The organism is Mesorhizobium sp. B2-8-1, assembly GCF_006440955.1.
Classification (GTDB): Bacteria; Pseudomonadota; Alphaproteobacteria; order Rhizobiales; family Rhizobiaceae; genus Mesorhizobium.
The window spans coordinates 192411-207910 of record NZ_VFTX01000003.1 but is presented as its reverse complement, the minus strand read 5'-3'; the positions used below and the strand labels follow the sequence as shown (position 1 = coordinate 207910).

General features: G+C 63.3%; 16 protein-coding genes. 7 read left to right on the top strand and 9 right to left on the bottom strand.

Annotation, left to right across the window (positions count from 1 at the left end):
- Positions 1-11 precede the first annotated feature (11 nt).
- Positions 12-1604 carry a DHA2 family efflux MFS transporter permease subunit gene (locus FJ428_RS09385; protein ID WP_140879328.1) on the top strand — a complete coding sequence of 531 codons (1593 nt, stop codon included), beginning with the start codon at positions 12-14 and terminating at the stop codon, positions 1602-1604.
- Between the two features lie 167 nt (positions 1605-1771).
- Here the strand turns inward: FJ428_RS09385 and msrB are convergent, their stop codons facing one another.
- From msrB to FJ428_RS09365, 4 genes are all read right to left on the bottom strand, one after another.
- Positions 1772-2269 carry a peptide-methionine (R)-S-oxide reductase MsrB gene (msrB, locus tag FJ428_RS09380; protein WP_140879327.1) on the bottom strand — a complete coding sequence of 166 codons (498 nt, stop codon included), beginning with the start codon at positions 2267-2269 and terminating at the stop codon, positions 1772-1774.
- A gap of 198 nt (positions 2270-2467) precedes the next feature.
- Entirely contained in the window at positions 2468-3025 is a 558-nt protein-coding gene (locus FJ428_RS09375) for a fasciclin domain-containing protein (RefSeq protein ID WP_140879326.1), read from the bottom strand.
- Positions 3026-3247: 222 nt separating this feature from the next.
- Positions 3248-3946, bottom strand: coding sequence for an anti-sigma factor (locus FJ428_RS09370; RefSeq protein WP_140514302.1), 699 nt, complete (start codon positions 3944-3946; stop codon positions 3248-3250).
- Positions 3943-4482: a sigma-70 family RNA polymerase sigma factor gene (locus FJ428_RS09365; RefSeq protein ID WP_140491478.1), complete on the bottom strand. Its 540-nt coding sequence runs from the start codon at positions 4480-4482 to the stop codon at positions 3943-3945. Before FJ428_RS09365 ends, FJ428_RS09370 begins: the two co-directional genes overlap by 4 nt.
- A gap of 146 nt (positions 4483-4628) precedes the next feature.
- On the opposite strand from FJ428_RS09365, the gene FJ428_RS09360 reads away from it, so the two are divergent.
- Positions 4629-6122 (top strand): amidase, encoded by a 1494-nt coding sequence (locus FJ428_RS09360; protein ID WP_140524235.1) that lies wholly within the window; start codon positions 4629-4631, stop codon positions 6120-6122.
- A 166-nt stretch (positions 6123-6288) separates the two neighbouring features.
- On the top strand, positions 6289-7182 hold the full coding sequence (gene argB / locus FJ428_RS09355; protein ID WP_140491474.1) for an acetylglutamate kinase: 894 nt from the start codon (positions 6289-6291) through the stop codon (positions 7180-7182).
- A 25-nt stretch (positions 7183-7207) separates the two neighbouring features.
- On the opposite strand, the gene FJ428_RS09350 is transcribed toward argB, so the two are convergent.
- Both FJ428_RS09350 and FJ428_RS09345 read right to left on the bottom strand, forming a co-directional pair.
- Positions 7208-7666, bottom strand: coding sequence for a RidA family protein (locus FJ428_RS09350; protein ID WP_140524234.1), 459 nt, complete (start codon positions 7664-7666; stop codon positions 7208-7210).
- 319 nt (positions 7667-7985) lie between these two features.
- On the bottom strand, positions 7986-8462 hold the full coding sequence (locus tag FJ428_RS09345; RefSeq protein WP_140491470.1) for an Lrp/AsnC family transcriptional regulator: 477 nt from the start codon (positions 8460-8462) through the stop codon (positions 7986-7988).
- A gap of 137 nt (positions 8463-8599) precedes the next feature.
- Between FJ428_RS09345 and phhA the strand changes: the two genes are divergently transcribed.
- Positions 8600-9436, top strand: coding sequence for a phenylalanine 4-monooxygenase (gene phhA, locus FJ428_RS09340; protein ID WP_140655275.1), 837 nt, complete (start codon positions 8600-8602; stop codon positions 9434-9436).
- A gap of 41 nt (positions 9437-9477) precedes the next feature.
- Here the strand turns inward: phhA and FJ428_RS09335 are convergent, their stop codons facing one another.
- Complete coding sequence (locus FJ428_RS09335) at positions 9478-10098, bottom strand: Lrp/AsnC family transcriptional regulator (protein WP_224519054.1); 621 nt, start codon at positions 10096-10098, stop codon at positions 9478-9480.
- Positions 10099-10413: 315 nt separating this feature from the next.
- On the opposite strand from FJ428_RS09335, the gene FJ428_RS09330 reads away from it, so the two are divergent.
- From FJ428_RS09330 to FJ428_RS09320, 3 genes are all read left to right on the top strand, one after another.
- Complete coding sequence (locus tag FJ428_RS09330; RefSeq protein ID WP_224519058.1) at positions 10414-11178, top strand: transporter substrate-binding domain-containing protein; 765 nt, start codon at positions 10414-10416, stop codon at positions 11176-11178.
- Positions 11179-11356: 178 nt separating this feature from the next.
- On the top strand, positions 11357-12661 hold the full coding sequence (locus tag FJ428_RS09325) for an FAD-binding oxidoreductase (protein WP_140559071.1): 1305 nt from the start codon (positions 11357-11359) through the stop codon (positions 12659-12661).
- Positions 12658-13632 (top strand): amino acid ABC transporter permease, encoded by a 975-nt coding sequence (locus FJ428_RS09320; protein ID WP_140559070.1) that lies wholly within the window; start codon positions 12658-12660, stop codon positions 13630-13632. The genes FJ428_RS09325 and FJ428_RS09320 overlap by 4 nt, the downstream gene beginning before the upstream one ends.
- 133 nt (positions 13633-13765) lie before the next feature.
- On the opposite strand, the gene FJ428_RS09315 is transcribed toward FJ428_RS09320, so the two are convergent.
- Positions 13766-15205, bottom strand: coding sequence for a GMC family oxidoreductase (locus tag FJ428_RS09315; protein ID WP_140762975.1), 1440 nt, complete (start codon positions 15203-15205; stop codon positions 13766-13768).
- The gene (locus FJ428_RS30250) at positions 15202-15372 is read right to left on the bottom strand and encodes a hypothetical protein (RefSeq protein ID WP_181165184.1); all 171 of its coding nucleotides are present in this window, start codon (positions 15370-15372) and stop codon (positions 15202-15204) included. Before FJ428_RS30250 ends, FJ428_RS09315 begins: the two co-directional genes overlap by 4 nt.
- Between the last annotated feature and the right edge of the window lie 128 nt (positions 15373-15500).

Below are 15500 nucleotides of genomic sequence, written 5' to 3'. Positions count from 1 at the left end.
GGAGCAACGCCATGGCCACCGCAACCCTGACCGCAGGAGCGCCGCCGGCGAGGCCGGCAGTGCCTGACACCATCTCGACGCGGCGCGTCATAGCCTTCCTGGCGATGGTGTTCGGCATGTTCATGGCCATCCTGGACATCCAGATCGTCTCGGCCTCGCTGGCCGAGATCCAGGCTGGCCTGAGCGCCAGTTCCGACGAGATCCCTTGGGTGCAGACGGCCTATCTGATCGCCGAGGTGGTCATGATCCCCCTGTCCGGCTTTCTCAGCCGGATGCTGTCGACGCGTGTTCTGTTCACAATTTCGGCGGCGGGTTTTACCGCCGCAAGCGCGCTCGCCGCGACCGCCACCAACATCGACCAGATGATCGTTTACCGCGCCATCCAGGGTTTTATCGGCGGCGGCATGATCCCCAGCGTCTTCGCGGCCGCCTTCACCATCTTCCCGCCGTCGCGCCGTGCCGTCGTGTCGCCGATGATCGGCCTGGTGGCCACCCTGGCGCCCACCATCGGTCCGACCGTCGGCGGCTATATCAGCCACGCAATGTCCTGGCACTGGTTGTTCCTCGTCAATGTCGTGCCCGGCATCCTGGTGACGACGGCGGCCTGGTCGCTGATCGATTTCGACAAGCCCAACCTCAAGCTGTTCTCGAAGTTCGACTGGTGGGGCCTTGCCGGCATGGCGGCGTTCCTCGGCTGCATGGAATATGTGCTCGAGGAAGGCCCGAACAATGATTGGCTGCAGGATCAGGCGGTGTTCATCTGCGCCGTCGTCATGACCTTCGGCGCGGTGCTGTTCTTCTGGCGGGTGTTCACCGCCGAGGAGCCGATCGTCGATCTCAAGGCGTTCAGCAATATCAACTTCGCCTTCGGCTCGCTGTTCTCCTTCGTCATCGGCATCGGGCTTTACGGTCTCACCTATCTCTACCCCGTGTTCCTCGGACGCATCCGCGGCTACGATTCCATGATGATCGGCGAGGCGCTGTTCGTCAGCGGCCTGGCGATGTTCTTCACCGCACCGATCTCGGGCATCCTGTCGAACAAGATGGACCCGCGCCTGATGATGATGATCGGCTTCTTCGGCTTTGCCACCGGAACATGGTGGATGACGCATTTGACCGCCGACTGGGATTTCTACGAGCTGCTCATCCCGCAGATCCTGCGCGGCTGTTCGATGATGCTGTGCATGGTGCCGATCAACAACATCGCGCTCGGCACGCTGCCGCCCGAGCGGCTGAAGAATGCATCGGGCCTGTTCAACCTGACCCGCAATCTCGGCGGTGCCGTCGGCCTCGCCCTGATCAACACGGTGCTGATCGACCGCAACGCTTTCCACTATGCAAGGCTCTCCGAGCACGTGCAGTGGGGAAGTGCGGCCGCGCAGCAGAAGCTTCAGAACATGACGCTCAATTTCGAGCAGACCGCCGGCCTGGATGCGGCCAGCGCGGCGATCTCGAAATTGTCGGGCATGGTCCAGCAGCAGGCGGCGCTGCTGTCCTTCATGGACGTGTTCTACATGCTGACGGTGCTGTTCGCGACGCTTGGCCTGTTCACCATGATGATCCGCAAACCGGCGGCCGCCGGCGGTGGTGGCGGCGGGCACTGACACCAGGGCAATACCGGAGAAACGATTTGCGTCCTGAATCGCGCTGGAAGCAAGGAAACACGGGCAGCCGTTTCGGGAAGCTCCTCCAGTCCACGCCCGAAATGACTGACCGCTAAAAAACTCCGGGTCGCAAGCCCGGAGTTTTTTCATATCGCGGCCGCATGGTCTCAGGCTGTGGCGGGCTTGAAGCTCAGCGCCACGCCGTTGATGCAGTGACGCAGCCCGGTCGGCGGCGGGCCGTCGTCGAAGACATGGCCCAGATGGCCGCCGCAGCGGCGGCAGTGGACTTCGGTGCGAGTCATGCCGAGCGACCGGTCCTGCGTCTTGCCGACGGCGTTGGCGATCTCCTGCCAGAAACTCGGCCAGCCGGTGCCGGAATCGAACTTCGTCTCGGAGGAGTAAACCGGCAGGTCGCAGCCGGCGCAGGCGAAGACGCCCCTGCGGTGCTCGTTGAGCAATGGGCTGGTGCCGGGATATTCGGTGCCTTCCTTGCGCAGCACGTCGAAGGCCGCGGGAGACAGGATCGCGCGCCATTCGGCATCGGTCTTGGTGACTTCGAAGGTCTCCGCCGCACGTGCATCCTGCGATCCGCCCATGCGCAGCAGAGATGCCGTGCCGGCGGCTACGCCGATGGCGCCGCTCAAGAGAAAGTCGCGACGGTTCATGGCCTATCCTCCTGCTGTCTGTTTGCCACATTCGACGCTCGGCTGAAAATCAAAAGCCGTTGAGGGCCGAACGTTACCCGCACCAGCCTCCTGGATGGAGCCACAGTGCGTAGCGGACGCCTGCCGGCGCAACGCGTGTACGAAGCCGCGCACCGGCAGGAGAGCCCTGCTGCCTGTTCGCCGGCAGCGAGCCGTTTGTTACATCTTCGGCAAAAGAACCTTGTCGATGACGTGGATGACGCCATTGGACTGCCTGACGTCGGCAATCGTCACATGGGCGACATTGCCGTTCTCGTCCGTGACGGTGACCTTGCCCTTGTCGGCCTTGAGCGTCAGCTCGCAGCCGCCGGCGGTCTTGACCACATGCGCGCCGCCATCGGCCTTGGCCATCTTGGCGACGTCGGCGGCCATCGCTTTCGCCGCGATCACATGGCACGTAAGGACCTTGGTCAGGTTGTCCTTGTTCTCGGGCTTGAGCAGCGTTTCGACCGTGCCGGCCGGAAGTGCTGCAAAGGCCTCGTTGGTGGGAGCGAAGACGGTGAAGGGCCCGGCACCCTGCAGCGTGTCGACCAGGCCCGCTGCCTTGACGGCAGCGACCAGCGTCGTGTGGTCCTTCGAATTGACGGCGTTCTCGATGATGTTCTTCTTGGCGTACATGGGTGCGCCCCCGACCATCGGATTGGCGGCATAGGCGATGGTGCCGAGCGCTGAGAGGCCGATCGTACCGGCGAGCAAAAGGGTGGCGAGTTTACGCATGATGTAAGTCTCCTCGGGTTGTTTTCCCCATCATTGGGAACGCGAGGAGATACGGGCCATGCAAAACTTAGTTTCGCTTTCTATGAAAGAATTCTTTTATTCCGAATGACGCCCGGTGATTTCAGTAGATAGGCTGATCCAACTGCGGGAATTTGGTCCGCGGTTATCCATGCAAAAATAGACTTCACTATTTTGTAAGGCGACGGTCCGGGCGGGGAGCCATCAGATGCCCTTCAGGTCGCCTGCCGCGACCACCGGTCCCGTCGGCTGGCCGGTCGGCGAACCGCCTGAAGGCTCGAGGCTGACCGCCAGCACGGCGCCCTGCGCAAGTTTCTGCTGCACGGCCGGCGAAACCGTCACATGCGCAGCCTTCCCGGCCGGGATGACGCCCATCGAAACCGGCGCGTTCTTGCCCACGATGACCCACAGTTCGAAGTCCTTGCCGGAGGCCCGCTCACCGGAAACGTGCGACAGGCCGACTTCATGATGCGCCGCGTCATAGACGACGAGGTATCTGACGTCGCTGCCTTCGGCGGCCAGCGAGGCGACAAGCTGTGGTTGTTGGAGCGGCGGGTTGATGAAAGGCAAGGCGATGTAGATCGCCAGCGCCGCGATGGCGGCGGCGGCAAGGCCGCGCCAGAAGGCAAGGCTCGACCATAGGCCGGCGCGAGGCTGCGAGGCGAACAGCCGGCGATCGATCGCCTCCTTGACCCTGATCGGAGGTTCTGTCCCGGGATAGGCGACGGCCAAGGGCGAAAAATGGGCCTCCCAGGCATCGACAAGCCGAGCGAATGCGGCGTCGCCATCGATGCGGCGGGACGCGATCTGGCGTTCTTCCGCTGTCAGGACGCCAAGAACATATTCGGCGGCGAACAGGTCGTCGCCTCCACGTTCCGGTCCGTCGTCGTCTACCAGCGTCATCTTTCCAGACACTCTCTGAGCTTCAGCAGGCTGCGCCGCAGCCAGGTTCGCATCGTGTTCAGCGGCACGCCATGGCGCTCCGCCAGTTCGGCATAGCTCTCGCCGTTCAGATAGGCGCCCCGGACAGCCGCTGCCCGGCCCTTCTCCAATTCCTCGAGACAATGGTAGATGCGCTCGGACTCGCCACCTGCCACGGTCATGGCCTCCGGTCCCGGCGCCGGATCGGCCACATCGAGCGCGGCATCGATATAGGCGGCAGGTTCCCGCCGCGCCCTGATACGATCGATCGCATGGTTGCGCGCGATGGCCACCAGCCAGGAAATCGGGCTTAGATCCGAGACGGCGAAACGGTCCGCCTTCGTCCATATCTTGACGAAGACCTCCTGAAGCGCCTCTTCGGCATCTCCCCGGTCCTTCAATACACGAAGGCAAACACCGAAAAGTTTCGCGCTGGTCTGCCGGTACAACAGATCGAACGAAGCCCGGTCCTTCATCGAAGTCCGGACAATCAGATTGCTGATCTCCTGTGGCGTCATGTCGGCAAATTAGGGGATTGCGATGTATTTGCAACGGCGCAAATTTCCGTACACCCAAAGCTTTCCGCACCGCGCCGCACTCGTTCCATCGCTCGATTGCCAACGGATTGGCCGCTGGTTACCTTGCCTGGATCGGGGGAGCGCGCATGTCGGTCGAACGAGTGCTGTGGGAAGAAGACGCCACCGGCCTTGCCACGTTGGTGCGCAAGGGCGAGGTTTCGCCGGTCGAACTGGTCGACGCGGCGATCGCGCGCGCCGAGGCCAGCCGGCCTGAAATCAATGCCACGGCCGAGACACTCTACGATGCGGCGCGCAGCCGGGCGAAGGGCATCGATCGTTCCCTACCGCTGGCCGGCGTGCCCTTCGCCATCAAGGATCTCGGCATCGCCATCAAGGGCGTGCCGTCGCATGGCGGCAGCCGCATCCCCGCCTGGATGCCCGAGGTCAGTTCGGTGCTGACCGAACGCTATCTCGCCGCCGGACTGACACCCATCGTCACCTCGACATCGCCCGAACACGGGCTGCGGCTGATGACCGAATCAAAAGCCTTCGGCATCACCCGCAATCCCTGGAACACCGGCCACACCAGCGGCGGCTCGTCCGGCGGCGCTGCGGCACTGGTCGCCGCCGGCGTCGTGCCGGTGGCGCATGCCTCAGATGGCGGCGGCTCGATCCGCGTGCCTTCTGCCTGCACCGGGCTGGTCGGTCTCAAGACCTCGCGCGGCCGCGTCCCGCTGTCGCCATTGGTGAGCGAAAGCTGGTACGGCATGGTGGTCGACCATGCCGTCACCCGCTCGGTGCGCGATTGCGCCCTGCTGCTTGACCTCACCCATGGCCCCGACCCGCTCGCACCCTATGTCGCGCCGCCGCCGAAGGGTGCGTTCGCCGCGGCTGCCGCCCGCGATCCCGGCAAGCTCAAGCTCGCAATGTACCGGAACTCTCCGCTTGGCCTGCCGATTTCGGCCGAGACGCTGAAAGCGCTCGATACCGCGGTGGCGCTCGCCCGCGAGGGCGGCCACAGCGTCGAGGAAATCGATTTGCCCTCCATCGGTCGCGACTTCTTCGCCGATTTCTGCAGAACGGTTGCCTCGGCTGTCGCAGGCATGTTGCGGGCCGAGGCGGTGCGCGTCGGCCGCACCGTCACCGGCGACATCGAGCGCGCGACGCGGGTGCTCGGCCGACTGGGCGAAATGGTCTCGGCCGGCGAGACCTATGCCGGCTTGCAGCGGCTGCATGCCGCCTCGCGGCAACTGATTGCGGAGACGGCGCGTTACGACGCCGTGCTGATGCCTGTTATCGCCCACCCGCCGCTCGCTTGCGGCGCGATGGACCCGAAGGGTGCCGACGAGCTCATCGAGAATATGCTCGACAAGCTTCGCCTCACGGCGCTGCTCAGGATCGAACCGCTGTTCGGCCAGTTGATGGACAAGAGCCTGTGGTTCACTCACTGGCCGGCGATCCAGAATGTCAGCGGCCAGCCTTCCATCGCGCTCCCTGTTTACGTCACCGAAGCCGGCCTGCCGCTCGGCGTCCAGGCCGCGGGCCGCCCCGGTGACGAGGAGACGCTTTTGTCCCTGGCCGCGCAGATGGAGAAGATCTCCGGTTGGCTTGGCCGCAGGGCGCCGCTTATGGTGCCTTAAGTGATGACGAGGTCGTGAGCCGCCCGAATATGACAGCAAAGCCGTTTGCGGCCCGCGTCAATTCCCGCTAAGACGCCGCCGTCTTTACCTGATGCATGTCGCCAAAAATGCGCAGCGGTTTTGGGGCAACGACAGGCATGAAATCAAAAGCCAGGGAACCACGCCGATGACGGACATCGCCGCCACCGCCGAAATGCAGGCCGCCCTGCTGTCGCGGGCGCTGCCCTACATGCAGCGCTACGAGAACAAGACGGTGGTGGTGAAATATGGCGGCCACGCCATGGGCGACAGCGAACTCGGCAAAGCCTTCGCGCGCGACATCGCGCTGTTGAAACAGTCCGGCGTCAACCCGATCGTCGTCCATGGCGGCGGGCCGCAGATCGGCGCCATGCTCAACAAGATGGGCATTGAATCCAAATTCGAGGGCGGCCTGCGCGTCACCGACCAGAAGACGGTCGAGATCGTCGAGATGGTGCTGGCGGGCTCTATCAACAAGGAGATCGTCGCGCTCATCAACGCCGAGGGCGAATGGGCGATCGGCCTGTGCGGCAAGGACGGCAACATGGTGTTCGCCGAAAAGGCGCGCAAGACCATGATCGACCCGGACTCCAACATCGAGCGCGTGCTCGATCTCGGCTTCGTCGGCGAGCCGGTCGAGGTCGACCGCACGCTGCTCGACCTTCTGGCGCGCTCCGAGATGATCCCGGTGCTGGCACCTGTGGCGCCCGGCCGCGATGGTCACACCTACAACATCAATGCCGATACCTTTGCCGGCGCCATCGCCGGCGCCTGCAAGGCCTCGCGTCTTCTGTTCCTCACCGATGTGCCGGGCGTGCTCGACAAGGACAAGAAGCTGATCGACGAGCTGACGGTCGCCGAGGCCAAGGCGCTGATCAAGGACGGCACGGTGTCGGGCGGCATGATCCCGAAGGTCGAGACCTGCATCGAGGCGATCGAGCGCGGCGTCGAAGGCGTCGTCATCCTCAACGGCAAGACGCCGCATTCGGTGCTGCTTGAACTGTTCACCGAGCACGGCGCCGGCACGCTGATCGTGCCCTGATATTTGTGGGCTGTCGCGCCCGGCGCTAATCCGGCAGAGCGGCGACCGCCACGATCTCGATGACGAGATCGGGATGCGCAAGTGCGGCAACCCCGATTACCTCCGAGGGCGGCGGATTGTTGTAGCTGCAGTGCTTCGGGCAGTGCGCGGCGAAGAATTCGTCCATGACGTCCAGCCGGAAATTGGGGGAACTCAGAACGCCGCCGTCCGGAAATGGTCCTTTGATATATTGGGTGATCTTGACGAGATGCTCGAGCGAGCTGCCAAGCTCCTCCAGGTCCGATTTGATGGTCGTCAAAATGGAGCGCCATTGCGTCGCCGCGTCCCCGACGGCGCCACCTTTGCCCGTCGACGGGTCGTAATTTTCGGCCGTGCCCGTATTGCCGGCGAGAAAGACATAGCCCCTGGCGCCGCTGACGACGGTGCCTTTTCCCCAAGGCATCAGCCGGCCCTCTTTCGTCTTTTTATGGGTGACAAGCTGCATCTCTTCCTCCTGCCGGACACCTCTGCTTCCAGGAAGTAGCGCGCAGCCTGATAACGGCCAGCGTTAAAAAGTCAGGCGCGGTGCGAATGCATGGCCGCGAGCACGGCAGGTTTCCATGCCGTCCGTTCGAACCATCGATTGCTCTTCCGCGTCTGTGGCGCGCTCCGGAAATCGGCCATCTTTCATCCGGCCATCGCGCGTCAGAAATCCCCAGACTCGCGGACCAGAGCCGCCGTCCATCTCCGTATACCAGCGCATGGAGAACGAGTTTCATGGCGGGACCTCTTCATGGGTGATCCGCCCATGCTGGCCGGCGCCATCACCGCCGCAGATGTCCGAGCGGCACGTGGCCGGGTCCCTTGATGTTCTGCAGCACGAGCTGCGTGTGGACGTCGCGCACACCGTCGAGCCGCATCAGCCGGTGCATGACGAAGGCGTTGAGTTCGTCGACCGACGGCACCATGACATGCAGCAGGAAGTCGTGGTCGCCGGTCATCGTCCAGCAGGATGATACCTCGTCCATGCGTTGGACCGCGGCGATGAAACTCTCGGGCGAACCGTCGCTGTGGCTGACCAGCCGCACCTGGATGAACACCTCGACCGTCAGGCCGACGGCACGGCGGCTGAGCACGGCGGCAAAGCCCTTGATGATGCCGGCCTCCTGCAGCGCCTCGAAGCGCCGCGCGCAAGGTGTCGTCGACAGGCCGATCTCCTGCGCCAGTTCGGAGACCGGCTTGCGTCCGTCGCGCTGGAGGATATCGAGCATCTTGATCTCGAAATCGTCGAATTGAGGCATTTTCACTCCGCTATGGCATATTCCGAGTGGATGTTATCCAAAAATCCTCATTCCGGCCATCACCAAAACCGATTTGCCTCCGCAAGTCCGGTTAACTTCGGGCACATCCGGAATTCAAGATTGGCGAGGAGAAAACCATGACGACAATGAGCGTTGCCGAATATGCCCGCGACTGCGCGGCTCAAGGGTTGCGCGGCGACTACTCGGTCTGCCGTGCCGATTTCACCGTGGCGCAAGGCTATGACTACAGCGCCGAGGAACAGGCGGTGTGGCGCACGCTGTGCGACCGCCAGACGAAACTGACGCGCAAGCTCGCCCACCATTCCTATCTCGACGGCGTCGACAAGCTCGGCCTGCTCGACCGCATCCCGGACTTCGACGAAGTCAGTGCCAAGTTGCGCAAGCTGACTGGCTGGGAGATCGTCGCCGTGCCAGGGCTCATCCCGGCCGCGCCCTTCTTCGACCATCTCGCCAGCCGCCGTTTCCCCGTCACCAACTGGCTGCGGACGCAGCAGGAGCTCGACTACATCGTCGAACCCGACATGTTCCATGATTTCTTCGGCCATGTGCCGGTGCTGTCGCAGCCGGTCTTCGCCGACTTCATGCAGATGTATGGCCAGAAGGCCGGCGACATCATCGCGCTCGGCGGCGACGAAATGATCAGCCGGCTCTACTGGTACACGGCCGAATACGGCCTCATGCAGGAAAGTGGTCAGCCGCTGAAGGCCTTCGGCGCCGGCCTGATGTCATCCTTCACGGAGTTGCAGTTCGCGGTCGAAAGCAAGGATGCGCACCATGCGTCTTTCGACCTGGAAACGGTGATGCGCACGGGCTACGAAATCGACAAGTTCCAGCGCGTCTATTTCGTGCTGCCGTCCTTCGACGCGCTGCGCGACACATTCCAGACCGCCGATTTCGGGGCGATCGTCGCTCGCCGCATGGGCGAGCCCGCACTCGACCCGGCGACTGTGTAGCCGGATTTGGGTGGGCAGGGGCGAGCGAAACCTCGCCCTTCCTACAGTGCGGCATAGATGTTGCGATTGAACTTCGTCTCCATCACCACATGCGATGCGGTTTTTACGATGCCGCTGATTTCATTCAGCGCATTCACTTCCCGGTTCAGCTTCTCGAGCGTCTCGGCCGCGACATGGATGATCAGGTCCCACTCGCCGGTTATGGCATAGACCGCCTGGATCGAAGGCATAGCCTTGATCTTTCTGGAGACGTCCGGGTAGCTCTTGTTGTTCAGGGCGGCGAAGGTGAAACAGTGGACGGAATTCTGTGCCGCCTCCTTGGTCAGCCGCACCGCGTAGCCTTCGATGACCCCGCCCGCCTCGAGCTTTTGTATGCGCTCCTGCAAGGCAGTCCGGGATACGCCGAGCTGACGCGCCAGTGATGCGACCGGCTCACGCGCGTTCTTCTGCATCAGCGCGAGCAGCTGGCGATCTTTTTCGGTCAATTCCACAATCAATCCTCTCCTTCGATCCGCCCTGGAACCCGTCCAATCGCTCGGCGCGATCCTATCGGCTGAACCACCGCCGCGACAATCCTCAGGAACCGCCGGTGCAGGCTGCGCAAGGCGCAAATATCCGGCATTTTGCCGCCTCACGGCACGTAATGACTGCATGGCTGCCATTATCCGGCATTTCGCCGGGTGGAACCCTGCTTTTCGCGACCTGAGTGTCAACTGTCACAAACGCCAGTCCATGAGGGGGAACAGCTTCGGCTGCGATGGACGCAAATCGACACCGAGCCGCGTTGGACTTGCATCCGCAAGCCGAACGCCACGGTACGCCGCGGAGACGTCGCGGACGAGGCCGATCGAAACAACCACTGGTGCCCGACGCAGGTACCGTCATTTCAGCTGCATCCATAAGGGAGGATAACTTTGAAGAAACTGCTCGATTTCGCCATTCTTGCCGTCGCGACATTCGCGATCACGACGGCGGCCATGGCCGGAGAAACTTTGGATCGCGTCACGTCGAAGAAGGCGATGGTCGTCGCCACCAACGCCGCCTGGCCGCCGCAAAGCTTTCTCAATGACAGCAACGAGCTCGCCGGCTTCGACATCGATGTCTCGCGCGAGATCGGCAAACGGCTGGGGGTCGAGGTCTCGTTCGAGACGCCCGACTGGGCGACCCTGACCGGCGGCCGCTGGCAAGGGCGCTACGACCTCGGCGTCGGCTCGGTCACGCCGACCAAGGCCCGTTCCAAGGTGATCGATTTTGTCGGCATCTATTACTACAGCCCCTATGTCTACGTCGTGCACAAGGACAGCACCGCGAAGTCGGTCGCCGATCTTAACGGCAAGGTGATCGGCGTCGAGACGGCCACCACCTCGGAGGATTTCATCCGCCGCAAGCTTGAGATCGACGCGCCCGGCCTGCCTCCCGTCGAATACAAGCTGGAGCCCGGCGAGATCCGCACCTTCGCCGATTCCATGCTTCCCTTCGATGACCTGCGGCTTGGCGACGGCGTTCGCCTGAATGCCGTGATCGCGCCGGAGCAGACGGCGCAGAACGCCATCAAGAACGGCTATCCCGTGAAGATCCTCGAAGGGGAATATGCCTTCCGGGAACCGCTCGTGGTCATCGCCGAGAAGAACGATCCCGAGTGGACCGCAAAGGTTTCGGGCATCATCGCCGAGCTGAAGAAGGACGGCACGCTCGCCGCGCTGACCACGAAATGGTACGGCAAGGACTACAGCGCCAAATGACGTTGGATTGCCCGCCGGCCGCCGCTCGGCGACCGGCGGGCATCACGTGTCAGATGCCGGAGCGGTGCAGCGTTTGAAACAATCGCCACCCCTCTCTAAACCTTTGTTCTTGCGCAATTCCCCAGGGAAAAGCGCTACGCGCTTTTCCTGACGAGCGGGATGCAGTTGAAAGTCGCCGATGGCCTATCCGGACACCTACTACGCCCGCACCATGATCGACCGGAAGATCAGGCCCCCGCTCCGCGGCGAGGCGCACTGTGACGTGGCCGTCGTCGGCGGAGGACTGGCCGGCCTGACCACGGCGTTGCAGCTGTCGCGCTCCGGGCTGCGCGTCGCTGTGCTGGAGGCCCACGTCGTCGGTTTCGGCGCCTCCGGCCGCAATGGCGGCTTCGTGACGCCTGGCTTCGCCACCGGCGGCGACACCATTGCCGCGCGTGTCGGCAAGGAGGCCGCCCGGCAACTGCACCGGCTGTCGATCGAGGGCGTCGAATTCGTGCGTCACACCATCGAGGCGCTCGACATATCGGCCGCCATGCCGCGCGACGGGCTGGTCAGCGTCCTGCGCTACGACGATGGCGACGCGCTCAAGGCCTATGCCGACCAGACGGCGCGCGACCACGGATACCAGCTTCAATATCTGCGCAGAGAAGACGTCCGTTCGGTGCTGAAATCGGCTCGCTATTACCAGGGCCTGCGCGACCCGAAAGCCTTTCACATCCATCCGCTTAATTATCTGCGTTCCGTGGCCGATGAGATCGAGCGGCTTGGCGGCAGCATCCATGAGAGCTCCGAAGTCGTGCAATGCGATCTGTCGGGGCCGCAAAAGATGCTGCGCACGCGAGAGGGCACGCTTCGGGCACCGCGCGTCGTGCTGGCTACCGGCGGCTACACCGGCCCGGTATTCAGTCAGCTCCACCGCGCCTTCCTGCCCATCGCGACCTATGTGATGGTTTCCGAGCCGGCGCCGCGCCTGATCGCGCAAGCCGTTGCGACCACGGACGCGGTCGGCGACAACCGACGGGCCGGCGACTATTATCGGCTGGTCGATGGCGGCAATCGCCTTTTGTGGGGCGGGCGCATCACCACGCGCGCCGCTTCTGCCTACGCGCTGGCGCGCGAATTGCGCCGCGAGATGATCGGTACCTATCCGCAGCTTGCGGACCTCAAGACCGAACTGGCCTGGTCCGGATTGATGTCCTATGCCCGTCACCTGATGCCCCAGATCGGCGAATTGCAGCCGGGCGTCTGGTATTGCACGGCTTTCGGCGGCCATGGTCTCAACACCACGGCCATCGCCGGAAAAATCGTTGCGGAAGGCATTCTGGGCGTTTCGGACCGGTACCGGCAGTTCGCGCCATTCGGATTGAGCTGGGCCGGCGGCGCCGCCGGCCTGGCGGCCGCGCAGCTCACCTACTGGAAATTGCAGGCGCAGGACTGGTGGCGAGAACGTCATGCCGCCACGAAAGACAAGGTGACGGCATGATCGGCAGGCTGATGCTCTTCTATCCGGGGATCACCCGCCGCGCAGTGGGGGCGCTCGTGCTGGCGCTGTTGGCCGCCGGCCTTTACGCGATGGGCATCAAGTCAAGCTGGATCGGCTCGGTGATTCCAGTTGCATCCGGCTGGCTGCAGGCCAACCCTGCCCTGTCGCGCGCGCTTTCCGCAGTGCTGATCGCGCTCATTGTGCTGGTGAATTGCAAGCTGCTGCTGCTTTTGCCCCGGCGGCAGCAGATCGTCGGCGTCTGGATCGAACTGTTCGTGCTCCTGATGCTGTTCTTCTATTCCTTCGACCTGTCGCTTGCCTTCATCGCCAGGAAGATCGGCTTCCTGATCACCCAGGGCGTCACCACCACGCTCTACATTTCGGCGATCTCGATCCTGATCGCGACAGCCATCGCACTTGTCGGCGCCATCGCCAAACTGACCGGAAACGGCATTGTGTACGGGCTGGCCACTTTCTACACCTCGTTGTTCCGCGGCCTTCCTTTGCTGATGCAGATCTACATCATCTATCTCGGCCTGCCGCAGGTCGGTTACGTGATCGGCGCGGTGCCGGCCGGCATTCTGGCGTTGTCGCTGTGTTATGGCGCCTACATGACCGAGATCTTCCGCGCCGGCATCGAAAGCATTCCGCGCGGACAGAGCGAAGGCGCCACTGCGCTTGGACTGAGCCCCGGCCAGACCATGGCGCTGGTCATCCTGCCGCAGGCCATGCGCGTCATCATCCCGCCGACCGGCAACCAGTTCATCGCCATGCTGAAGGACTCGTCCCTGGTGTCGGTCGTCGGCGTCTGGGAGATCATGTATCTCGCCCGCACCATGGGCCAGACGGAGTTCCGCCATATCGAGATGCTGATCACCGCCTCGATGATCTACTGGATCCTGTCGATCACGCTGGAGTTCGGCCAGGCCTATCTCGAACGGCGTTTTGGCCGGTCGGAGCGGCGGGCGTAGGACAATTCCAGGAAAGCTGCGTCGCCGCCGTGCCGGTGCGCATCTCCACGGCTTTTAAGCCGCTCCGGCGGCCGCGCCATTATGTGACGCGGCTTTGTCGGGATGAGATGATTTAGTGGGGACTGCGGAACCCTCAGGCGGCTACCACCTTGCCGAGATGCTCGCCGAGCCGGCAGGCCAACGCCGTGATCGTCGTCGTCGGGTTGCATTGGCCCGAGGTGCAGAACACCGAGGAGCCGCCGACATAGAGATTGTCCATGCCGTGCACCTTGCAGTTGGCATCCACGACGCTTGTGGCGACATCGGTGCCCATGCGCGTGCCTCCCATGTGGTGGTGGCCGGCCGTCTCCTCGTCCGTCGGGTAGTCGCCGCCATTCGAAATCCAGTCGGCTATACGCACCCGGCCCAGGTTCTTCTGGGCTAGCGTCGTCCCGAAAAGCCTCAGCCCTTCGAGCAGCGTGCGGCGTTCCAGGTCCGATTTCTTCCAGTGCAGCTCGATGCGCGGCACGCCGGCGTGGTCGACCACGGTCTTCGACAGCTCGACCTGGTTCGAGGCCAGCGGCGCCTGCTCCCAGGCGACATAGAGCTGGGCCGCGCAGCGCAGGTTCTGGTTGAGTTTGCCCGATAGCCACTCCGCCATGTTGGGCGCCGTACAGGCGAGATTCGCGATCAGGTCCTTGACGCCGGGATAGGGCGTCTCGATCAGCCTGATGCCGAAATTCATGATCCGCAGCCGCTCCATCGCGGCCGGCATCGGCGAGAAGAAGGCCTCGTTCACCGCATCGACCTCGAATGCGCCATAGTCGGACAGGATGGCGTTGCCGCCCTGGAAGGTCGGGTGTTCCATCCAGTAGCGGCCAAGTGCCGTCGCGTTCGGCACGACGCCGCCATTGGAGCGCTGGTTCGACCATAAAAGCAGCCGCGAATTCTCCAGCCCCCCGGTACTGACGATAAAATAATCGGCGCTAAAGAAGCCGGCATCCTGCCCCTGCGACCACAGCCTGGCGCCGGTCACGCGTCTGCCGTCGCCGGCAAGCTCGGCGGCGCAGGTGTTGAGCACGACAGCGATGTTCCTGCTCTTGTCGAGCTCGTCGGCGTATTTTTCAGCGAAGCGCACCGCACCGCTCTTGATCAGCTGCACCCAGCGGATGTCGTCCGAGATCGGCGCGTCCGGCCGGAAATCCGGCAGTTCCAGGATTTCGCGCACTTCGCGCAGATAGGGTTCGATGTCGCTGCGCCGGATCGGCCAGCCCGTGTCCGGCACCCACGCCTTCGGCTCGAAATCCTGTTTGTCGAGCACGCGGCACCAGCCGGCCCAGTGGTTCGAGCTGCCGCCCATGAACCGCAGCCGGGTGATATCGAGATCGAAATAGAGATCGCCGACCGTGGTGCCGCGGTAGAAATCCTGCGAGGTGTCGCTGAACTCCCTGCCGCCGGCCTCCAGCACCACGACCGGTATGCCGGCGGCGCCGAGCTTTCTGGCGATCGTGGTGCCGGCCGGGCCGGAGCCGAGAACGCAGACCCTGGGCGTGAAATTCGCGGCGCGAAACGCCTCATAACTGTCGAAGATCATGCCAGGTCGCTCCGCTTCAGGATCCAGCCATTGACCTCGACGATCTCATCGGGGGCGGCTTCGGAAGAACCCGCATCGGGCAATTTGCGGAACAGCGACAGGGCAGGCACCGCGATCAGCGTCTGCATGATCATTCGGCGGGATATCTTCTTGATAAGGAAACTCATGACAGGTCTCTCGACGGGGTCTCTATCCAGGCATGTTCCCTGAACATCCAGGCATGTTCCCTGAACGGCACATGCTTCATCATCGAAGCCAGAAGCGTGCCAAAACTGGTTGCAAGCCGGAACAATGC